Here is a 20,047-nt window from a genome sequence, read left to right as displayed (position 1 = left end):
ACATGGCAGCCCTTCTCGCCCGCTACGCCGAATGCATCTTCTGGATGGCCCGCTATATGGAGCGTGCCGAAAATCTGGCCCGCATCCTGGATGTGCATGAAACCTTTGCCCGCGACAGTTTCGGGTCCACCAACTGGTTGCCGATCCTGCGCCTGAACGCCGATGAGAAGCGCTTCTTTGAGCTGTATCCCACGGCCACCGTCAAGAATGTGCTGAATTTCTATGTGCTGGACCAGAACAACCCGACCTCCATCATCGCCGCCATCGCGTCAGCACGGGAGAATGCGCGGCAGTTGCGCCCCCTGATCTCGACGGAGATGTGGGCGCATCTCAACATGTTCTATAACCGCCTGCTGGCGCTGGAACCGGCCACCGATCTGGCCCAGCACAATATCCAGCGGCTCTGTGCCTCCATCAAAGAAGCCTGCCAGACCCATACGGGCATTACCGAGGGTACCTTCTTCCGCGACCAGGGTTGGTACTTCTATCAACTGGGCCGCAATCTGGAGCGGGCGGATCAGGCGACCCGCGTGCTGGACATCAAGTATCACACCCTGCTGCCCAGCCCGCGCGACATCGGCACCCCCATCGATATCAGCCAGTGGAACAGCCTGCTGCGCTCCGCCGCCGGTTACCACGCGTTCCGCCGCGTCTATCCGCGCGGCATGACCCCGGCGGCGGTGGCGGGCTTCCTGCTGTTCAATGACAATTTCCCCCGCTCCGTGCTGGTCTGCATGCGGGAGGTGGACAGTCTCTTGAACCGGCTGAACAGCAAATACCGCCTGCGCCGCGGCACCCTGCCGCTGGAACGGTCGGACGAGTTGTTGGGGAACCTGTCGAACCAGACCATCGAGTCCGTCATTTCGGTGGGCCTGCACGAATATCTGGACGGTTTGCAGATCAATTTCGGCAAGCTCTCCAATGACATCGCACAGGCCTTTTTCCTGATCGACGAACCGGGTACGCTATCGGCCTGATCCCCCGCCCCACCACCCCGCGCCAGGGCCACGAATGAGTGTCATCCCACCCCTGCACCGGCCCTTGCAGCAATTCTTCCGCTCCGGCCCCATGCCCTGCCCCTATCTGCTGGGACGGGTGGAGCGGAAGCTGTTCACGCGGCTGGTGGGACCACAGGCGGCAGAGGTGAATTCGGCCCTGTCGCGGGCCGGCTTCCGCCGCAGCCACGACATCGTCTATCGCCCCGTCTGTCCGGGGTGCAGTTCCTGTGTGCCGGTGCGGGTGCCGGTCGCCACCTTCGTGCCGGGGCGGACCAACCGCCGCATCCTGCGCGCCAATACCGATCTGGTGCTGGATGTCGTCCCCGCCGCATCGACGATGGAACAGTTTCAGCTTTTCGCCCTCTACCAGGATGCCCGCCACAGCGACAGCGACATGAACCGCATGACGCCCGGCGATTTCGCCTCCATGGTGGACGAAGGGCAGGTCAATACCTTCATGGCCGAAACCCGTGACGAGGCGGGCCGGCTGCGCGGGGCCATGCTGGTGGACCGGCTGGAAGATGGCTATTCCGCTGTCTACAGCTTCTATGATCCCGAAGACCCCAAGCGCAGCCTGGGTACGCATCTGATCCTGGCCATGATCGAACGCTGCCGTCAGGAAGGGCTGCCCTATCTCTATCTGGGCTATTGGATCGAGGGCAGCCCCAAGATGGAATACAAGGCGAATTTCCAGCCGCTGGAAGCGCTTGGCCGCGACGGCTGGGCGCCGCTGACGATTTAGGTTTCCATCAGATCAAAATGGAAGGTCTTGGCAATGATCTGCCACTGGCCCTCCAGCTTCACCAAGCTCAGGAAATCCGTGAAATGCTTGGGTCCGATGGCGCATCGTGCCTGGACCAGGGCCGTCACGGGGCCGGCAAACGTGATGGAGACCACCTCATCCCGCCGCACCTCTCCCCGGCTCGCGGGGGACTGCCGGGCGGCCACGATGGGCAGATAGGCATCCATGGTCAGATGGGTCAACCGCCCCTCCGTCGCGCAGGCATAGACCGCCTGCGGATGGAAAATCCGGCCAAGACGGGCCGCATCGGAATGATACAGCCCGTCGAAATAATCGGCCATCAGGGCGGTGACCCCGGCGAAGTCAGGTATTGCCGGGGTCGCGCCGTCCATCAGATCAGGCCTTCCGCCTTCAGCGCCGCCTGCACGCCCGGACGGGCGGCGATGCGGGCGCGATAGGCCGACAGGTTCGGCCACTTCACCAGATCCAGCCCGACATAGGGCGACCAGCCCAGGACCGTGAACAGATAGCCATCAGCAACCGTGAAGTCGGCCCCAAGCAGATAATCGCGGCCATCGGCCAACTGCGCCTCCAGCGCGTCGAAGCGACGACCGACATTGGCCGGCACGGCGGCCTTGGTGTCGGGATGCGTGGTCGGGTTGAAGAAGGGGCTGAAGCCCTTATGCACCTCGGTCGCGATGAAGTTCAGCGCTTCCTGCACGCGGGCGCGGGCCAGCGTGGCCGGCAGCGGCAGCAGCTTGGCATCGGGCTTCAGGTCGGCCACATACTGCATGATGGCCACGCCTTCGGTCAGCAGCTCACCCTCGTCGGTGATCAGGGCGGGGACATAGCCCTTGGGGTTGATCGTGTAGAAATCAACGCCGCCGGCGGTCTTGTGGGTGGGCAGATCCACCGCCTCGATCTCCGGATTGAAACCCGCTTCGCGCAGGGCGATATGGGAGGCCAGCGAGCAGGCGCCGGGCTTGTAATAGAGCTTCATCTTGTTTCCTCAGTCTGGATCATCGCCCCGTTCAGGGGCCTGGGTGATGGCGCGGAGAATGGCGAAGATAGTTGCCATTGTATAGCTGGTTACTTCTGGTAACCTGCATTTTGAAGTTTCGAACCGGTAACCGGAATCTCCCCGCCATGGCCTTGAAAATCCGCAAGAACCCCGTCGTCCCGGCACCTTACTGCCCCGTGTCGGAATTCATGAACATGTTGAGCGGCGCCTGGACCACGCACGTGCTCTGGCATTTGCAGGCGACACCCAGGCGGTTCGGGGAGTTGCGGGTCGACATGCCGCAGATCTCGGCCAAGACGCTGACCGCCCGGCTGCGCATGCTGGAACAGCACGGGCTGGTGGTGCGGACCGTCATGCCCACGTCCCCGCCCTCCACGGAATATGGGCTGACCGATCTGGGCGGCGAACTGATCCCGGTGCTGAGCGCCATCGCGGAGGTCGGGCGGAAGCTGAAGCTGAGCCGGACGGGCGAAATCTGCGAAGAAGCGGCATAGGGCCTTACCGTTTCCCGGTACAAAAGCCGCCAAACCTGCTATGATTTGCCGCAGTGGGTTCGACCGATCGCCCCTTGCGGCAGCCGTCACCCGGTATGCCGACTTTGATTCCCCGGGCCAAATGGCCGAACCATGACACGCCAGCCATTCATCAGGATGGTGGACAGGCTGGCCTTTGGGGAGGTTGAGGATATGGCTTATCGCATGGCCGCCGATCAGGCGGCGATGAACCACGACCGTTCCGTCAGTATGCCGGAAATCCGGCACATCACCGTGCATGATCTCATGGAAGCCCTGTCCATGGGGGTGCGCGACTTCATGGCCGCCCCGACACAGCTGCTGTTCCTGGGCCTGATCTATCCAATCGTGGGCGGTCTTGCGGCGGCTGCGGCGGCACAGAATGATCTGGTCCCCCTGCTCTACCCTGCCCTGGCTGGCCTGTCCATCATGGGGCCCATCGCAGCGCTGGGCATGTATGAGCTGTCGCGACAGCGGGAGATGGGGGTGGAGATCACCTGGCGCAACGCCCTTGATGTCCGCAGTTCGGGGCAGATCATGCCCATCGCCTGGCTAGGCGCGATGCTGCTGGCTGTGTTCCTGGTCTGGCTGGGTGTGGCGGAGCGGATTTATATGGCGACGCTGGCCAGCCAGCCACATGACGGGATCGCCAGCTTCATCAATGCGCTGATCAGCACCCGTGAAGGCATGATGATGTTCGTCATCGGCAATGGTGTCGGGTTCCTGTTCGCCATGCTGGTACTGACCATGACGGTTGTCTCCTTCCCCATGCTGCTGGACCGGCGTGTCGGGGTGCTGGACGCCATGGTTACCTCGGCCCGTGCTGTCTGGCGCAATCCGGTCACGATGGCCGTCTGGGGCCTGATGGTCGCTGGCTTGCTGCTGCTGGGCAGCCTGCCGCTATTTGTCGGGCTGGCTGTGGTGATGCCGATCCTGGGGCATGCCACCTGGCACCTGTACCGCAAGCTGGTAGTCTGACCAACCAACGCTAAGTTGTTGAGCTGACAGCGAAAGCATGCAACCATTTCCCCGTTGATCATAGATGGGGGCTTTATGATGCATGCTTTCGCCAAGGCTCTGCTGGGCCTGTCAGTAACGGCCCTGTTGGCCATTCCTTCCGCGTGGGCGGAGGGAAAGCAGAATTTCACGCTGAACAACAAGACCGGCTACACGATCTCCGAGGTCTATGTCTCGCCCAGCAAGGCGTCGAGTTGGGAAGAGGATGTGCTGGGCCGTGATGAAATGCCTGATGGCGAAACTTTTGACATTGAGTTCAGCCGCTCGGAAAAGTCCTGCAACTGGGACCTGAAGGTCGTTTACGACGACGGTACGCCGGCCGAATGGTCCGGCTTCAACCTGTGCGAAGTATCGACCATCAGCATCTTTTACGACCGCAAGAAGGACAAGACCTGGGCCGAGTATGAGTGAAGCCAGGGTCTGATCGTCTGGAAAGGGGCCGCCGGCGGGGAACCGGCGGCCCCTTTCTTTTGTACAGATGGCGGCAAAGAAAAAGGCTGCCGGGTCGCACCGGCAGCCTTTGAGTTGCAGAGCAGTCCACCCTGCCGAAGGATCAGAACTGTTCGACGTCCAGATCCATCATGGACTTGGCGCCGGACATCAGGCTCTTGAAGCGGAAATCCACCTCCGGCAGCATCTTTTCCACGAAGAAGCGAGCCGTCTTGATCTTGGCGTCGTAGAAGGCTTCCTTGCCGTCGGTACCCTCGGCCAGCTTGGCCTGCGCCACCTTCACCATCTTCAGCCACATCCAGCCCACGGCCACCAGACCGAAGATGCGCAGATAGTCGGTGGAGGCGGCGCCCGCCTCATCCGGGCGGGCCATGCCCTTCTGGGCCACAACCGCCGTAGCTTGCTGAAGCTTGCCAAACGCCTTGGCCACGGGAATGACGAATTCCAGCAGCGTCGGGTCTTCCTGGCTCTGCTCCAACTCCGCCTGCATCGGGTGGAAGAAGCGGCGCAGCAGGCGGCCCAGATTCTGCGGCAGCTTGCGGCCCACCAAGTCCAAAGCCTGGATGCCGTTGGCCCCCTCATAGATCATGGCGATGCGGGCATCGCGCACGAACTGTTCCATGCCCCATTCACGGATATAGCCGTGACCGCCATACATCTGCTGGCTGTTGGTGGCAACCTCATAGCCCATGTCGGTGAAGTAGGCCTTGATCACCGGGGTCAGCAGGGCCACGAAATCGTCGGCCTCCTGGCGGACCACCGGATCGGGGTGCTTTTCCACCATGTCGATCATCATGCCGACCCAATAGCCCAGCGCGCGGCCACCTTCGGTGAAGGCCTTGGCCTGCATCAGGTTCTTGCGCACGTCGGGATGAACGATGATGGGATCGGCGACCTTGTCCGGCGCCTTCGTGCCCGACAGGGCCCGGCCCTGCAACCGGTCCTTGGCATAGGCCACGGCGTTCTGATAGGCGACGGCGGCCACACCCAGACCCTGCATGCCGACACCCAGACGGGCGCTGTTCATCATGGTGAACATGGCGCGCATGCCCTTGTGCGGCTCGCCCACCAGCCAGCCCTTGGCATCATCGAAATTCATGACGCAGGTGGCGTTGGCCATGATGCCCATCTTATGTTCGATGGAGCCACACATCACACCGTTGCGAACGCCCGGTTCATTATTCTCGTTGGGCAGGAATTTCGGCACCAGGAACAGGCTGACGCCCTTGATGCCCGGCGGGCCGTCCGGCAGTTTGGCCAGCACCAGATGGATGATGTTGCTGGTCAGGTCATGTTCACCGGCGGAAATGAAGATCTTGGTGCCGGTGATGTTATAGCTGCCATCATCATTGGGGACGGCCTTGGTCTTCATCAGGCCCAGGTCGGTGCCGCAATGCGGTTCCGTCAGGCACATGGTGCCGGACCATTCCGACGACACCATCTTGGGCAGATACTGGGCCTTCAACTCGTCACTGGCGTGCGCCCGGATGGCGTTCATGGCGCCATGGGTCAGGCCCGGATACATGGCAAAGGCCATGTTGGACGAACACATCAGTTCTTCCAGCACGAAGCCGATCGTGTGCGGCAGCCCCTGCCCGCCATAGTCGGGATCGAAGGCCAGACCCTGCCAGCCGCCTTCCTTGTACGTGTCATAGGCTTCCTTGAAGCCCTTGGGCGTGCGCACCACACCGTTTTCGTAGTGGCAGCCTTCCTCGTGACCCGAGCGGTTCAGCGGCTGCAACACGTTCTCGCACAGCTTGGCGGCTTCTTCGAGAACAGAGGCGACCAGATCGGGGGTCGCATCCTCAAACCCCGGCAGCTTGGAGAGCTGTTCGGCATTCAGGACGTCATTCAGCACGAAGTTGATATCTTCGAGCGGGGCCTTATAGACGGGCATGGGAACTCTCCGTGTGGACCGCTACCGCGGCAGACCACCATCCCCCGTCATGTCCGGCACCGACATTGCGGATTCAGACATATCGGCAGATGGGGCACCTCGGGGCGTCGATAGGGTGGACAGGGGAGATGTGAAACATTGTGCAACATCGTGAAGGGGGATGTTGCTGCCCCTCACCCTCCCAAGCCTTGGCAGGCTTGGGAAGCACTTGATCCCTCACCCTCCCAAGCCTTGGCAGGCTTGGGCCCCTCCCTCTCCCACTTACGTGGGCGAGGGGCAGAAATTGGCGTTGGGCCTTATTTCGCCCCTCGCCCGCTTGCGGGAGAGGGAGGGGCCCACCCGCGTCGGCGGGTGGGAGGGTGAGGGATCAACGGGGTCAATTCCGCAGCGGCTTGCCGGTTTCCAGCATATGTTCGATGCGGTTGATGGTGCCCGTGGTCTTGGTCAGGGCAAGGAACCCTTCGCGTTCCAGCGTCAGCAGATCGTCTTCGGTCAACACCTGCGTGATGTCGGTGTTGCCACCCGACAGCACGAAGCCGATGGCCTTGGACACGACCACGTCATGCGGCGTGGCCTTGCCCTGCTGGGCGAAGCCATCGACCGCCATGGAGAAGGCAGCGGCCGCGGTCGGACCCGGCAGGCGGATTTCCGGCTCCTGCGGCGGGGTATAGTTCGCCGCCAGTTCCAGGGCCTTGGCCTTGGCATCAGCCAGCAGACGGTCCTTGTTGAAGGTGATGCCGTCGGTCGGACGCAGGATCAGCATGTCGCGCGCTTCGAACGCCGACTTGGCGACCTTGGCGGTGCTGATGGCCTCAAACGCGGCCGACAGGGCCGGCATGGGGCCGCCCGGACGACGCTTGTTGGCCAGATGGCGGATGACCATCTCCTTACAGCCGCCCCAACCCGGCAGCACACCGACGCCGACCTCAACCAGACCCGAATAGGTCTCGGCATGGGCCTGGACGGCAGAGCTGTGCAGCAGGATTTCGCAGCCGCCACCCAGCGCCATGCCCGACGGGGCGGCGACGGTGGGGAACTGCGCGTATTTCAGGGCCTTGTAGGTGTTCTGCCCCTCGGCAATCGTCGCCTCGATCTGCGGATAGAGGCCGATATTGATGGCGAACAGGGCCAGACCCAGATTTGCACCGACCGAGAAGTTCTGCGCCTCGTTATGGATGACCAGGGCCTTGTAGGCGCCGGACTTGCCATCACCGATGATGCCCATGGCCTTGCGGATCATGCCCATGATGTCCTGATCCAGGGCATTCATCTTGGACGTGAATTCCAGGCACAGGACGCCGTCGCCGATATCCCACAGGCTGGCCGAGCCGTTCCTGGCGACCGGCTTCGACCCGCGCTTGATATCGGTCAGCAGCAGCACGCCATCCGGACGCTTCACCTCGGCATAGTTGCCATCGGTGCCCAGGAACAGCAGCTTGGCGCCTTCCACCTTATAGAAGGGACGACCGGCGGCCACCTTCACCATGTGCGGAACGGCCTTGCCCTCAGCGGTCAGCTTTTCGGCGAACCAGCCGGTGCCCAACTGGTCGATCAGCTCAAACGGGCCGGACTTCCAATTGTAACCCAGGCGCATGGCCTCATCGACCGCCGTGATCTGTTCGGCGATCTGCGGAACGAGGTCAGCGGCGTAGGACAGCGCCTGCGACAGCACGCGCCAGGCATAGGCGCCGCCGGCATCGCCGGTTTCCACCAGCGCCTTCAGGGTCTTGGCCGAAGCCGACGCCAGCGTTGCCTTTTCCGACTTGCGATAGACGCCCGTCGTCAGGTCGATGGCTTCCTTGACGCGGCGGCCATCGGCCAGCTTGGTCTGACGGTAGAAACCGCCCTTGCCCTTGCGACCCGTATAGCCGTCGGCGATCATCTTGTTGGCCAGCGCATTGTCGCGATGGATACGGCGATAATCATCGTCAGCCGGCAGCGTGGACAGCAGCGACTTGGAAATCAGCGGCATCAGGTCCAGACCGACCAGATCGATCAGGCCGAAGGTGCCGGTCTTGGGAATGCCCATCGGACGGCCGGTGATGGCGTCCGCCTCTTCCACCGTCAGGCCGCCATCGATGGCCTCGTTCACGGCGACGGCCATGAAATAGGTGCCGATGCGGTTGGCGATGAAGCCCGGCGTGTCCTTGCATTCCACCACGCCCTTGCCCAGGACGCGGTCGCAGAAGGCGCTGACGGTGTCAAACGCATCCTGGCGGGTCTTGGGACCCTTCACGACTTCCAGCAGGCGCATGTAGCGCGGCGGATTGAAGAAGTGGGTGATGCAGAAATCAGACGCGAACCGCTCCGACTGGCCTTCCAGCAGGATGGACAGCGGGATGGTCGAGGTGTTGGACGAGACGATGGAGCCGTCCTTACGGACTGCTTCCAGCTTCTGATACAGGTCGTGCTTGACCTTGGGGTTCTCCAGCACGGCCTCGACGATCCAATCGACATCGGCCAGCTTTTCCAGGTCATCCTCGATATTGCCGGGGGTGACGAGGGAAGCGGCCTTCTTGTGCATGAAGGGGGCCGGATCGGTCTTCAGCATCTTGTCGATGGCGGTCTTGGCAACGACCGAACGGTCACCGCCATTGTCCTTCACCGCCTGCGGGACGATGTCCAGCAGATAGACTTGGATGCCCGCATTGGCGATATGGGCGGCGATGCCGCTGCCCATCACGCCGGAGCCGATGACGGCGGCTTTCTTGATAGTCATGGGTGTTTCCTCCCGCTTGAAGCCGCCGATCAGACCGCTTCCAGGACGGTGGCGATGCCCTGACCGCCGCCGATGCACTGGGTGGCCAGCGCCAGGGACTTGCCCTCACGCTGCAACAGGCTGGCGGCCTTGCCGGTGATGCGGGCACCGGTGGCACCCAGCGGGTGACCCAGCGCCAGCGCGCCGCCATCCAGGTTCACCTTGGACGCATCGAAGCCCAGTTCCTTGGCGACCGACATGGACTGCACGGCGAACGCCTCGTTGCTTTCCACGATATCGATATCGGCGATGGTCAGGCCGGCGCGGGCCAGCGCCTTCTTGGATGCCGGCACCGGACCGTAGCCCATGATGGTGGGATCGCAACCGGACACGGCGATGGAGCGGATCTTGGCCAGGATCTTCAGGCCATGGGCCTTGGCGAAATCTTCCGAGCAAACCAGCGTGGCAGACGCGCCGTCGGTCAGCGGCGAGGAGGTGCCGGCGGTGACGGTGCCGTTTTCGGCATCAAAGGCCAGCTTCAGGGTCGCCAGACCCTCCGCCGTGGTGCCGGCGCGGATGCCGCCATCCTGGCTGACCACCTTGCCGCCGGGGACGGTAATGGGAACGATCTCAGCCTCGAACCGGCCCTCGGCCTGGGCCTTGGCGGCCTTGGCGTGGGACTCAACCGCGTAGGCTTCCTGCTGGGCGCGGGTGAAGCCGAACTTCTTGGCGAGGTTTTCAGCCGTGATGCCCATGGCCATGTAGGCGCCCGGATTGGCGGCATGCAGGACGGCGTTGGGCATCGGGTTGTAACCGCCCATCGGCACGCGGGACATGCTTTCCACGCCAGCGGCGATGAAGCAGTCGCCAGCGCCCATGGCGATGGCGCCGGCGGCCTGATGGATCGACTGCATGGACGAGCCGCAGAAACGGTTGACGGTGGCGCCCGCCACCGACTGCGGCAGGCCCGCGATCATCGCCACCAGCTTGGCGACGTTGAAGCCCTGCTCCCCTTCCGGGAAGGCGCAGCCCATGATCAGGTCTTCCACGGCGGCGCCGTCGACGCCGGTACGGGCCAGCAGTTCCTTCACGACAGCGGCGGCCAGATCGTCCGGGCGCACCTTCGTCAGTTCGCCCTTGTTGGCGATGTGGAAGGGGGACCGGGCGTAACCGGCAATCACGACGTTCTTCATCTCTGGAGCACTCCTCGCCTGGGGTTGGCTGCGGCCCGTCTCTGTCGGACGGTACCGTTGATTTTGGGGACAGGATAAACCATTCAAACGAGCGTATGAAATCATTCCGCCCGGGAAAAGAAGCTTATTCGGTTTGAACCGGCACACCCTTGGAATTGAGATGCGACACGATCATGCCGTCGATCTCATGCAGTTCCTTGAGCGTCTGCTGCACATCGCGCAACTGCTGCTCCAGATGCACGATACGGTCGCGGGCGCGGCGCAGCAGATAGGTCATCTGCTCCACCTGCGCCTCGTCCGTGTCATACAGGTCGAGGAAATCCTTTATTTCCCCGATGGAGAAGCCCAGCCGCTTGCCCCGGCAGATCAGCTTCAACCGGGCGCGGTCACGGTGGGTATAGATTCGCGTCTGGCCCATGCGGGCCGGCGAGATCAAACCTTCATCCTCGTAAAACCGCAGCGACCGCAGGGTCAGGCCGAATTCGTCGGCCAACTGACCGATGGTGAAGGTTTGCGCCGGGTTATAGGCGGACTTGGCCTGATCGATGGTGTTCAGCATGAGAGCTGCCCTTGTCGCTGACAGGTGGCTTACGTTTACGTAATAGGTAAGTTAAGCTTCCGCGCACGTCAAGCGGTTTTTGCATGGCGGCCATCCTTTCGCCGCCTTTATCTAATCTGGGGGTGGACAAGCCCGCGCGCCAGTCGCAACTCTCCTGCCCGATCAAATTTTTGCTGAAGTGGCGGGTGCGTGACATGTCGGTAATTGCTGAGCAGGGTCCTTATGTGCTGATCGTGCGGTGCCCGGACCGCAAGGGGATCGTGGCGGCGGTTTCAACCTATCTTGCCAAGCATGACGCCTCGATCACGGAATCGAACCATTTCAATGACGCGCTGAACAACCTGTTCTTCATGCGCACGGTGTTCCGGGCGGATGGGGCTGATTTCCCCGATCTGGACGCGTTGAAGGAAGGGTTCGCCCCCATCGGGCGCCAGTATGACATGCATTGGGAACTGCACGACCTGTCGGTGCGGCCCAAGGTGGTGATCGCCGTATCGAAGTTCGGCCACTGCCTTTATGACCTGCTACACCGTCAGCGGTCGGGCAGCCTGCGCATGGACATCCCGGCGGTGGTGTCCAACCATGACGATATGCGCAGCTTTGTCGAATGGTCGGGCATCCCCTATCATCACCTGCCCGTGCCCAAGGGCAACAAGGAAGCGCAAGAGGCGCAGTTCACGAAGATCATTCAGGATAGCGGCGCCAATCTGGTAGTGCTGGCCCGCTATATGCAGATCCTGTCGCCGGAATTCTGCGAGGTGCTGTCAGGCCGCTGCATCAATATCCATCACAGCTTCCTGCCCAGCTTCAAGGGCGCCAAGCCCTATCATCAGGCGCATGAACGCGGCGTGAAGATTATCGGTGCCACGGCCCATTTCGTCACCAACGTCCTGGATGAAGGCCCGATCATCGAACAGGATATCCAGCGCGTGGACCATAGCCACACGCCCGAGGATCTTGTCGATATGGGCCGCGACGTGGAATGTGCCGTGCTGGCGCGGGCCGTGCGCTGGCAGCTTGAACACCGCATCATCATGGATGGTTCGCGGACGGTGATTTTTAAGTAATACTGACGGTCAAGAATTTTGACCGTCAGTATCCGCGCCGACTGGCGCGGCGGCGGCCCATGCCGCCGAAGCCTTTAATCCCGACCCGTCGGGATTAAAGGCCGCTGGTATAAACGTGAAAAGGGGGCCAAAAGGCCCCCTTTTTGTTTTTAGAAGCCGTCGTCGCCTCCCGCCCCCGGTTCCGGTGGGTGCTCATCCGGTCGATATTCCAGAATGTCGCCGGGCTGGCAGTTCAGGACCGCGCAAATCTGATTCAGGGTCGCAAAGCGGATACCTTTTACCTTCCCGGTTTTCAGCAAGGACAGGTTGGTCAGGGATATTCCAACCTCGTCTGCAAGCCTGGTCACCGACATTTTGCGCCGGGCCAGCATCACATCGACATTGATGATGATGGCCATCAGATGATCCCCTCCCCTTCAACCTTCAGGTTGCGACCGATACGGAAAGCTTCTGCCAGCGCAAGCAGGACCAGACCGCAGAGTGCCAACCAGCCATCGATATCGGCTTTCACCTGGGCATAAGGTGTCGATGGCAAGCCGAATGATAGAGGGCTGGTCACCAGAGCGCGCCCATCCGCCAACGTGATGCCGGACAGCGTCAGCGGCAACAGGCAGGAAGAGAGCAGTGTTGCTGCGTTCACACCGATCAGCAGCCAACCCAGCCATCGCAGGCGCGGCACAGCCGTCTCAGCAAAAGGGTCACCCCCGGCAATATCCCCGACCAGCCGTCGCAAGGTGATGGCAGCGTAAAGCCATAACCCGACCACCAGCGCCATTGAGACGCCAAACAGGAATTTTATCCACGTCTGGTCGACTGCGACGTTCAAGGTAGCGCGGTCAGCCAACAGATGGCCAACCACCGCCTGGGCATCACCCAGCAGGCTTGTGGAACTGGCATTGCTCAAGACAACCGGAAACATCATGAACCACTGCTTACCGGCAAAGCCTCCGTAAAGGCTGACACCAAGGATCAGTAGGATACTGATACCGAGCAGCCAGATGGATGCCGTCAAAATCCAGTTCAGGACACGCAATGACATGTTTTGAAACTCCATTCGTTGCGGACATGGATTTTCTATATCTCATCCATAATTTTATGTAAAACATAAAATTTAGTATGCATAACGAATATCACATGCAATACCTGAGCAGACGTGCCCAGGCGTCATGGCTGCCAGAGGCCCGCCATTCGCCGGTATCTAATACCATCGGCACAAAATCATGACCGATGGTCTGGGGTGGCTACGTAGCGCGGATTAGGCGCAGCCGGAATCCGCGGGCTTCCCCGGCGTCGCTCCACGGATTACGCTTCGCTAATCCGCGCTACGATGAAGTCTCGGTAGTGACATCAACGGTCAGTCATTTATGACGATGGTATAAGAGCGATGGGGTTACAACGAGATAGCATCGGGCAACAGCGACTGCCCGCATACCCGCGGCTGGGGGTATCGGGCACAGGACAATGAGGTCCGCAGGACAATCAACGGCGGCGACGTCCGTCGCGACATTATTCGAGCGTATAGAGCGGGGAACGCTGGCTCGCTTACCCGTAAAGCTGCTTCGCCCGTCCCTCAAACGCCGCCACCATGCGCTTCACGGCCTCGTTGAACAGGGCGCCGATGATGGTTTGCAGCACTTTGTTCTTGAACTCGAAATCCACGAAGAAATCGACGGCACAGCCGTCGGGATGCGGCTCGAACTGCCAGTGGTTGTTCAGGTAATGGAACGGCCCATCGACATATTCCACGTCGATGCGGCGCGCGGCGGGGTTCAACGTCACCTTCGACGTGAACCGCTCGCGGATCATCTTGAAGCCGATGACAAGATCAGCCCAGATCACCGCATCCTGCCGCTTGCGGATGCGGCAGGCCACGGCCCAGGGCAGGAATTCCGGGTAGCGCTCCACATCGGCGACAAGCGCGTAAAGCTGCTCCGGCGTGTGCGGCAGGATGCGCCGTTCGGCGTGTGTCGGCATGGGACTTCAGACGCTCACTCGGCAGCGGGGCGGCTGCCCGCCAGCTTGGCCTCACGCGCGGCGCGCAGCTTCCGGAAATCGTCACCGGCGTGATAGGAGCTGCGGGTCAGCGGGCTTGACGACACCATCAGGAAGCCCTTGCCGCGCGCCAGCGTGGCGTAGCTTTCGAACTCATCCGGCGTCACGAACCGGTCCACCGGCGCATGCTTGGGCGTGGGCGCCAGATACTGGCCGATGGTCAGGAAATCCACGTCGGCGGCGCGCAGATCGTCCATCACCTGCCCCACCTCCTCCTTCGTTTCGCCCAGGCCGACCATGATGCCGGACTTGGTGAAGATGGTCGGGTCCACTTCCTTCACCCGCTGCAACAGGGCCAGCGAGGTGAAATAGCGGGCACCGGGCCGGATGGTGGGGTAGAGGCGCGGAACGGTTTCCAGATTGTGGTTGAACACATCGGGCCGGGCCTTGGCCACATGCTCCACCGCACCGGGCTTGCGCATGAAATCGGGGGTGAGGATTTCGATAGTGGTGGAAGGGGCCGTCTTGCGGATGTTCAGGATGGTGCGGGCGAAATGGTCGGCCCCGCCATCGGGCAGGTCGTCACGGTCCACGGACGTAATGACCACATGTTCCAGGTTCAGGCCGCCCACCGCCTCCGCCACCTTTTCCGGCTCGTGCGGGTCCAGGTTCAGCGGCTTGCCCGTCGCGACATTGCAGAAGGCGCAGGCGCGGGTGCAGATGGCCCCCAGAATCATGAAGGTGGCGTGCTTCTTCTTCCAGCATTCGCCAATGTTCGGGCAGGCCGCTTCCTCGCACACCGTATGCAGCTTCAGGCCGCGCATCAGGTCGCGGGTTTCCGCATATTCACGGCTGGTCGGCGCCTTCACGCGCAGCCAGTCGGGCTTGCGCTGGATCGGGTTGTCCGGGCGGTTGACCTTTTCCGGGTGGCGGACGCGGGGTTCTTCGATCGTCATGGCCCTGACCTTGGGAATTGCCTTGGCACCGAACATAAGCCGCCCCGGCCCCTGAACCAAGCGCGGCGTTCCGCCACCCTCCCCCGCTTACACTGCAAGGCGGACCAAAGCAAAAGGGCCGGAGCGATTGCTCCGGCCCTTTCTCAATCAATGCCCCGAGACGTCCATCACATATGGATGGCGCGGCCATCCACGGCCAGGGCCGCTTCCTTGACGGCCTCGGTCAGGGTCGGGTGAGCATGGCTGGTGCGGGCGATGTCTTCGGCGGATGCACCGAACTCAATCGCCAGACCCAGTTCCTCAATCATCTCACCGGCCGACGCGCCGATGATATGGGCGCCCAGGATGCGGTCGGTCTTGGCATCGGCCAGGATCTTCACGAAACCGTCGGTGGCGTTCATGGAACGGGCGCGGCCATTGGCGGTGAAGGGGAACTTGCCGGCCTTATAGGCGACACCTTCGGCCTTCAACTGCTCTTCCGTCTTGCCGACAGAGGCCACTTCCGGCCACGTGTAGACGACGCCGGGGATGGCGTCGTAATTGATGTGGCCCGTCTGACCGGCCAGGATTTCGGCGAAGACCACGCCCTCTTCCTCGGCCTTGTGGGCCAGCATGGCGCCGGCGACCACGTCGCCGATGGCATAGATGCCGGGGATGTTGGTCTGGAAATGATGGTCGATCTTCACGCGGCGGCGTTCGTCCAGCGCCACGCCCAGGGATTCCAGGCCTAGGCCGCTGGTGAACGGACGGCGGCCAATGGCGACCAGGACGATATCGGCTTCCAGCGTTTCGGTATTGCCGCCGGCAGCGGCCTCGATGGTCAGCTTCACCACCTCACCCTCGGTCACGGCGGACGTGACCTTGGTGGAGGTCTTGAAGGACATGCCCTGCTTGCCCATGATGCGCTGCATCTGCTTGGACACTTCGCCATCCATGGTCGGCAGGATACGGTCGAAATATTCGACCACGGTCACCTGCGCACCCAGACGCTGCCAGACAGAGCCCAGTTCCAGGCCGATGACGCCGCCGCCGATCACGACCAGACGACCCGGCACCGTGTCCAGCGCGATGGCGCCGTCGGACGACACGATGCGCTTTTCATCGATGGTGACGCCCGGCAGGGGGGCGACGTCGGAACCGGTGGCGATCAGGATGCTCTTGGCGGCCACATCTTCCGCGCTGCCATCATCCTTGGTGACGGTGACGACACCGGCGGCCTTGATGGAACCCAGACCCGTGAAGCGGGTGATCTTGTTCTTCTTGAACAGGAAATCCACGCCCGTGACGTTGGACTTCACCACCTCGTCCTTGTGCTTCATCATGCCGGGCAGGTCCAGCTCGACGCCGCTGACCTTCACGCCGAAGGCACCCAGATGATGCTTGGCCTCGCTGAACTTCTCCGACGCGACCAGCAGGGCCTTGGACGGGATGCAGCCGACATTCAGGCAGGTGCCGCCCAGCGTCTTGCGCTTTTCCACGACGGCGACGCGCATGCCCAGCTGGGCGGCGCGAATGGCGGCGACATAACCGCCGGGACCAGCACCGATGACGACGAGGTCGAACTGCGTATCAGCCATTTGAATGACCATCCGTTTTTGTGCGACCCCGTCCAGGGTCCTGGAATTTGTTCGCGGGATTTATGGCAATCCCTGACGCCCATGTCCATCGCGAGGCCTTCGGGACAGATGCCGCCGATGCACATGGCTGGACATAATCTGCAGCATTGATGGAAAAATCGGAAAAGTTCTTTCTGCTGCGGCGCAATAATCGACTAAAGCCTATATACCTTTGGTTAGGAAAGGATGGGATGATCACCTGTTAGGGCAAAAAGCCGGGCCACCGCCGACCAGCGGAACAACACCGGCACCGGTAACGGGAGGAATCATGGATCAGGCCGCAGGCTGGCAGGACACCGCCACATCCACGCACCGGACACAGAACGCCATCGCCGAACTGGCGCAGGAGGTGGGAACGCTGGGCGTTTCCATTGCCGATGTCGCCGGTCATGTCGGCGATGTCTCCGTCCGCATCGCCCGGCAGGCCGCCATCTTCGAGGAACTTCGCCGGCAGGCGCACGACATGGCCGACGGCAACAGGAAGGTGACGGGCGCCGCCTCTGCCGCCCGCGAGGTTACCACCCGCGCGCGTCAGGAAGTGGCGCAAAGCCGGAGCCAAGTGGATCACGCCCTGGCCGATATCCGCGCCCTGGCGGAGGATGTGAACGGCATCGAACGGCAACTGACCGGGCTGACCGACGCGCTGAACCGGGTGGGAAGGGTTGCGGCGGAGATTAACACCATCGCCAAGCAGACCAACCTTCTGGCGCTGAACGCCACCATCGAGGCGGCGCGGGCCGGCGATGCCGGACGCGGCTTTGCGGTTGTCGCGACGGAGGTGAAGGCCCTGGCCAACAAAACGGCGGAGGCGACGCAGGAGATTGACGCCACCATGCGCGACCTGGGCCAGCAGGTAAAGGATCTGTCGGCACGGGGGGCCGCCGGCGCCGCCAAGGCCACCGCCGTGCGCAATGACACAACCCGCATCGGCGACGTGATGAACACGCTGGACAAGGCCATGGCCGAAGTGGACAGCCAGCAGGACCATATCGACCGCGCTGCCCAGGCCATCGCCGGCTCCATCGCCACCGTGGAGGGCCGTATTGACGGTCTGGCCGGCGATGTGAAGGATAGCGCCAGCAGCCTGTCGGTGGCCGGCGACCGGCTGAACAAACTGCTGGCCACATCGGAACGGTTGATCGGGCACAGCGCGGAACTGGATGTGGAGACGGTGGATACACCCTATATCCGCACCGTCCGCGAAATCGCCGCCCGCATGGCCGCTGCCTTTGAACGCGCGGTCGCTGACGGGACCCTGACGGTGGCTGACCTGTTCGACGACAAGTATCAGCCGATCCCCGGCACCGAGCCGGTTCAGCATCGCACCCGCTTCACCGACCTGACGGACCGTCTGCTGCCCGACATCCAGGAGCCGGCGCTGGCCCTGTCGGACAAGGTGGTGTTCTGCGCCGCCGTGGACCGCAACGGCTATCTGCCCACCCATAACCGCAAATTCAGCCAGCCGCAGCGGCAAGGCGACGTCGCCTGGAACACGGCCAATTGCCGCAACCGCCGCATCTTCGATGACCGTGTCGGCCTGGCCGCCGGACGCAACACCAACCCCTTCCTGCTCCAGGCCTATCGCCGCGACATGGGCAACGGCACCTTTGCCCTGATGAAGGACTGCTCCGCCCCCATCATTGTCGCCGGCAAACACTGGGGTGCCGTGCGGCTGGCGTATCGGGTTTAACCAAGAGCCAAGGTCGAGACCGGTTGCCGTAGGTCGTGGGTGAGCCGGCGGCGAACCCCGACATTGATGGTGCGTCGTTCTTCGGGGTTCACTTACGTTCACCCACGACCTACGGGAAGGGGCTGTATCAAAAGCTCCCGGTATAAACCTTACCGCCGCAACCGCCGCTCCAGTTCGGTCACCGCCTCCGCCTTGCCGAAGGCGCGGCACATTTCCAGGATGGGGGTGATGTTGGACGCGGTGGTGTGGCGGGCCTGGGGTGCCATTTCGTGGCTGCGCAGGTAACGGTCGATATCATCCACGGCCTTGTCACCCAGGCGCATGCGCAGCTTGTGCGCGCGGTTGCCGCGTTCACCATTGTCAAGGAGCAACAGCAGGGCCGGATAGATACCGGCCAGGGAGCCCAGCACCATGGTGGCCCGCATGCGCTTGTCCGCCGGCCCCATCAGCACATCATGCAGCCAGTCCATCAAAGCCTCGCCCAGCCGTTCGACGGAGTCGAAGCCAAGTCGGGCACGCAGAAGCTGAACCAGCCCTTCCGCCCCCGCCCCTTCCGTCCCGAACAGCGGGATGCGGCGCAGGCGGATGACCAGATGGTTCAGGGCAAAGACCCGGTCGGCAAGGTTCAATAGAATTTCGGTCGGTTGTGTACGCGGTGGTCGGCCCAGGAGAGTGGCAGTATCCGCCGCCAGATTATCCAGCCGGTGGTGAAGCCACTGCACGGCCAGGCCCGACGGTTCCGTCATGGTATCGAAATAAAAGGGAAAGGCGTCGATGACGTCCACGGGGTTTGGCGTCATCTCGAACAGGTACAGGACATAAAGATCGAACTGCGTATCCAGCAGCTCGAACACGCCGTACCAATTCGTGTAAAGCCGTAACGCCTGCACCTGATTGCTTTGTCGGGCCTGTGCCTGCTGAAAATAGCGGACATTCGGCATGACCAGCCGGTGCCATTTCAGCACCCGCGCAATAAAGCGCACCACCGCCGTTTCCGCCGCCGACAGTTTAAGTCGGGCCGGGATATTCATGGCGTTGTTCAGGATAAAGGCCGCCAGATCCACCACCTGATGTGCCACCTGATCCAGGGCCATCTGGTCCCCGTCGAAACAGGCGGTCAGGTGACGGCGACGCAACTGGTCCACCAGATCGGCATTTGCCGCCTCGATCAGTTCCCAAAGCGGCCGCAGCATACGGCGGGGAACCACCCATGGAACGCCCTGCACCACCTCCGTCTGGTCGGTCAGAAACCGTTCCAGGGGGCGCCAGCACATACGTTCCACCGACCCCACCCGTTCGGGCTGGACCTGACGCAGGCGTGGGCGCAGCGCCGACAACAGGTCAGGCGGCTCCCCCTCCAGCACACCTTGGAATTCCAGGGACCGGGCCAGATGCCGGACATCCGCATCCGACAGCGACGCCAGCCCACGGCGCAACGCCTCCGCCCCGCCCGCAGTGCGGACCAGATGCAGACGGTTGAACGATAGCGGCGTGGCGGGATCGGCAGGCATGGGAACAGTGCTGGCAAAAGGGCCGGCACTATACAAAGACATCAGCGCCTGTCAAACGGACAAACGAAGTTGAACATGGTTAAAGATTGGTTGATGTCAAGAGATCACAGCCGCGATCTCTTGACACC

General features: G+C 62.3%; 19 protein-coding genes. 7 read left to right on the top strand and 12 right to left on the bottom strand.

Going from position 1 to position 20,047, the window contains the following annotated elements; translation table 11 throughout:
* Positions 1–2: 2 nt before the first annotated feature.
* Both ACODSP_RS02005 and ACODSP_RS02000 read left to right on the top strand, forming a co-directional pair.
* A complete protein-coding gene (locus tag ACODSP_RS02005) occupies positions 3–977 on the top strand; it encodes an alpha-E domain-containing protein (RefSeq protein ID WP_488963959.1) in 975 nt (324 codons plus the stop codon).
* Between the two features lie 34 nt (positions 978–1,011).
* Positions 1,012–1,740 (top strand): arginyltransferase, encoded by a 729-nt coding sequence (locus tag ACODSP_RS02000; RefSeq protein ID WP_488963958.1) that lies wholly within the window; start codon positions 1,012–1,014, stop codon positions 1,738–1,740.
* On the opposite strand, the gene ACODSP_RS01995 is transcribed toward ACODSP_RS02000, so the two are convergent.
* Both ACODSP_RS01995 and gstA read right to left on the bottom strand, forming a co-directional pair.
* Positions 1,737–2,132, bottom strand: coding sequence for a nuclear transport factor 2 family protein (locus ACODSP_RS01995; protein ID WP_488963957.1), 396 nt, complete (start codon positions 2,130–2,132; stop codon positions 1,737–1,739). The genes ACODSP_RS02000 and ACODSP_RS01995 overlap by 4 nt on opposite strands.
* Positions 2,132–2,740 carry a glutathione transferase GstA gene (gene gstA / locus ACODSP_RS01990; RefSeq protein ID WP_488963956.1) on the bottom strand — a complete coding sequence of 203 codons (609 nt, stop codon included), beginning with the start codon at positions 2,738–2,740 and terminating at the stop codon, positions 2,132–2,134. The genes ACODSP_RS01995 and gstA overlap by 1 nt, the downstream gene beginning before the upstream one ends.
* A gap of 146 nt (positions 2,741–2,886) precedes the next feature.
* Here gstA and ACODSP_RS01985 point away from each other — a divergent pair, with 146 nt between their 5' ends.
* The 3 genes from ACODSP_RS01985 (at position 2,887) to ACODSP_RS01975 (ending at position 4,701) form a co-directional block, all read left to right on the top strand.
* Positions 2,887–3,255, top strand: coding sequence for a winged helix-turn-helix transcriptional regulator (locus ACODSP_RS01985; RefSeq protein WP_488963955.1), 369 nt, complete (start codon positions 2,887–2,889; stop codon positions 3,253–3,255).
* Between the two features lie 192 nt (positions 3,256–3,447).
* On the top strand, positions 3,448–4,251 hold the full coding sequence (locus ACODSP_RS01980; RefSeq protein ID WP_488963954.1) for a DUF2189 domain-containing protein: 804 nt from the start codon (positions 3,448–3,450) through the stop codon (positions 4,249–4,251).
* Between the two features lie 75 nt (positions 4,252–4,326).
* On the top strand, positions 4,327–4,701 hold the full coding sequence (locus ACODSP_RS01975; protein ID WP_488963953.1) for a hypothetical protein: 375 nt from the start codon (positions 4,327–4,329) through the stop codon (positions 4,699–4,701).
* A gap of 142 nt (positions 4,702–4,843) precedes the next feature.
* Here ACODSP_RS01975 and ACODSP_RS01970 read toward each other — a convergent pair whose 3' ends face one another.
* The 4 genes from ACODSP_RS01970 to ACODSP_RS01955 form a co-directional block, all read right to left on the bottom strand.
* Positions 4,844–6,637, bottom strand: a complete 1,794-nt coding sequence (locus ACODSP_RS01970; protein ID WP_488963952.1) for an acyl-CoA dehydrogenase C-terminal domain-containing protein — start codon at positions 6,635–6,637, stop codon at positions 4,844–4,846.
* A 376-nt stretch (positions 6,638–7,013) separates the two neighbouring features.
* Complete coding sequence (locus tag ACODSP_RS01965) at positions 7,014–9,356, bottom strand: 3-hydroxyacyl-CoA dehydrogenase/enoyl-CoA hydratase family protein (protein ID WP_488963951.1); 2,343 nt, start codon at positions 9,354–9,356, stop codon at positions 7,014–7,016.
* Between the two features lie 29 nt (positions 9,357–9,385).
* Positions 9,386–10,528: a thiolase family protein gene (locus ACODSP_RS01960; protein WP_488963950.1), complete on the bottom strand. Its 1,143-nt coding sequence runs from the start codon at positions 10,526–10,528 to the stop codon at positions 9,386–9,388.
* A 124-nt stretch (positions 10,529–10,652) separates the two neighbouring features.
* Entirely contained in the window at positions 10,653–11,087 is a 435-nt protein-coding gene (locus ACODSP_RS01955; protein WP_488963949.1) for a MerR family transcriptional regulator, read from the bottom strand.
* 194 nt (positions 11,088–11,281) lie between these two features.
* On the opposite strand from ACODSP_RS01955, the gene purU reads away from it, so the two are divergent.
* The gene (purU, locus tag ACODSP_RS01950) at positions 11,282–12,154 is read left to right on the top strand and encodes a formyltetrahydrofolate deformylase (RefSeq protein ID WP_054167376.1); all 873 of its coding nucleotides are present in this window, start codon (positions 11,282–11,284) and stop codon (positions 12,152–12,154) included.
* Positions 12,155–12,303: 149 nt separating this feature from the next.
* Here the strand turns inward: purU and ACODSP_RS01945 are convergent, their stop codons facing one another.
* The 5 genes from ACODSP_RS01945 to lpdA all read right to left on the bottom strand — a co-directional run bounded on the left by ACODSP_RS01945 (position 12,304) and on the right by lpdA (position 16,679).
* Positions 12,304–12,552, bottom strand: coding sequence for a helix-turn-helix domain-containing protein (locus ACODSP_RS01945; RefSeq protein WP_488963948.1), 249 nt, complete (start codon positions 12,550–12,552; stop codon positions 12,304–12,306).
* Positions 12,552–13,193: a hypothetical protein gene (locus ACODSP_RS01940; RefSeq protein WP_488963947.1), complete on the bottom strand. Its 642-nt coding sequence runs from the start codon at positions 13,191–13,193 to the stop codon at positions 12,552–12,554. The genes ACODSP_RS01945 and ACODSP_RS01940 overlap by 1 nt, the downstream gene beginning before the upstream one ends.
* 503 nt (positions 13,194–13,696) lie before the next feature.
* Positions 13,697–14,128 (bottom strand): type II toxin-antitoxin system RatA family toxin, encoded by a 432-nt coding sequence (locus ACODSP_RS01935; RefSeq protein ID WP_488963946.1) that lies wholly within the window; start codon positions 14,126–14,128, stop codon positions 13,697–13,699.
* A 14-nt stretch (positions 14,129–14,142) separates the two neighbouring features.
* Complete coding sequence (gene lipA / locus ACODSP_RS01930; protein ID WP_488963945.1) at positions 14,143–15,102, bottom strand: lipoyl synthase; 960 nt, start codon at positions 15,100–15,102, stop codon at positions 14,143–14,145.
* Between the two features lie 167 nt (positions 15,103–15,269).
* Entirely contained in the window at positions 15,270–16,679 is a 1,410-nt protein-coding gene (gene lpdA, locus ACODSP_RS01925) for a dihydrolipoyl dehydrogenase (protein WP_488963944.1), read from the bottom strand.
* A 307-nt stretch (positions 16,680–16,986) separates the two neighbouring features.
* On the opposite strand from lpdA, the gene ACODSP_RS01920 reads away from it, so the two are divergent.
* Positions 16,987–18,408 (top strand): methyl-accepting chemotaxis protein, encoded by a 1,422-nt coding sequence (locus ACODSP_RS01920; RefSeq protein ID WP_488963943.1) that lies wholly within the window; start codon positions 16,987–16,989, stop codon positions 18,406–18,408.
* Positions 18,409–18,557: 149 nt separating this feature from the next.
* Here the strand turns inward: ACODSP_RS01920 and ACODSP_RS01915 are convergent, their stop codons facing one another.
* The gene (locus tag ACODSP_RS01915; protein ID WP_488963942.1) at positions 18,558–19,919 is read right to left on the bottom strand and encodes a hypothetical protein; all 1,362 of its coding nucleotides are present in this window, start codon (positions 19,917–19,919) and stop codon (positions 18,558–18,560) included.
* Positions 19,920–20,047 lie beyond the last annotated feature (128 nt).

This window comes from Niveispirillum sp. FG156 (genome assembly GCF_057809555.1).
The sequence above is the reverse complement of the archived record's forward strand: the minus strand, read 5'-3'. Positions and strand labels throughout refer to the sequence as shown.

Excerpts from the sequence above, each read along its gene's own strand:
- ACODSP_RS01955 (WP_488963949.1), bottom strand. The coding sequence starts at position 11,087 with ATGCTGAACACCATCGATCAGGCCAAGTCCGCCTATAACCCGGCGCAA.
- gstA (WP_488963956.1), bottom strand. The coding sequence starts at position 2,740 with ATGAAGCTCTATTACAAGCCCGGCGCCTGCTCGCTGGCCTCCCATATC.
- ACODSP_RS01965 (WP_488963951.1), bottom strand. The coding sequence starts at position 9,356 with ATGACTATCAAGAAAGCCGCCGTCATCGGCTCCGGCGTGATGGGCAGC.
- ACODSP_RS01985 (WP_488963955.1), top strand. The coding sequence starts at position 2,887 with ATGGCCTTGAAAATCCGCAAGAACCCCGTCGTCCCGGCACCTTACTGC.
- ACODSP_RS01920 (WP_488963943.1), top strand. The coding sequence starts at position 16,987 with ATGGATCAGGCCGCAGGCTGGCAGGACACCGCCACATCCACGCACCGG.
- lipA (WP_488963945.1), bottom strand. The coding sequence starts at position 15,102 with ATGACGATCGAAGAACCCCGCGTCCGCCACCCGGAAAAGGTCAACCGC.
- ACODSP_RS01980 (WP_488963954.1), top strand. The coding sequence starts at position 3,448 with ATGGCTTATCGCATGGCCGCCGATCAGGCGGCGATGAACCACGACCGT.
- ACODSP_RS01970 (WP_488963952.1), bottom strand. The coding sequence starts at position 6,637 with ATGCCCGTCTATAAGGCCCCGCTCGAAGATATCAACTTCGTGCTGAAT.
- purU (WP_054167376.1), top strand. The coding sequence starts at position 11,282 with ATGTCGGTAATTGCTGAGCAGGGTCCTTATGTGCTGATCGTGCGGTGC.
- lpdA (WP_488963944.1), bottom strand. The coding sequence starts at position 16,679 with ATGGCTGATACGCAGTTCGACCTCGTCGTCATCGGTGCTGGTCCCGGC.
- ACODSP_RS01975 (WP_488963953.1), top strand. The coding sequence starts at position 4,327 with ATGATGCATGCTTTCGCCAAGGCTCTGCTGGGCCTGTCAGTAACGGCC.
- ACODSP_RS01995 (WP_488963957.1), bottom strand. The coding sequence starts at position 2,132 with ATGGACGGCGCGACCCCGGCAATACCTGACTTCGCCGGGGTCACCGCC.
- ACODSP_RS01940 (WP_488963947.1), bottom strand. The coding sequence starts at position 13,193 with ATGTCATTGCGTGTCCTGAACTGGATTTTGACGGCATCCATCTGGCTG.
- ACODSP_RS02000 (WP_488963958.1), top strand. The coding sequence starts at position 1,012 with ATGAGTGTCATCCCACCCCTGCACCGGCCCTTGCAGCAATTCTTCCGC.
- ACODSP_RS01945 (WP_488963948.1), bottom strand. The coding sequence starts at position 12,552 with ATGGCCATCATCATCAATGTCGATGTGATGCTGGCCCGGCGCAAAATG.
- ACODSP_RS01960 (WP_488963950.1), bottom strand. The coding sequence starts at position 10,528 with ATGAAGAACGTCGTGATTGCCGGTTACGCCCGGTCCCCCTTCCACATC.
- ACODSP_RS01935 (WP_488963946.1), bottom strand. The coding sequence starts at position 14,128 with ATGCCGACACACGCCGAACGGCGCATCCTGCCGCACACGCCGGAGCAG.
- ACODSP_RS01915 (WP_488963942.1), bottom strand. The coding sequence starts at position 19,919 with ATGCCTGCCGATCCCGCCACGCCGCTATCGTTCAACCGTCTGCATCTG.
- ACODSP_RS02005 (WP_488963959.1), top strand. The coding sequence starts at position 3 with ATGGCAGCCCTTCTCGCCCGCTACGCCGAATGCATCTTCTGGATGGCC.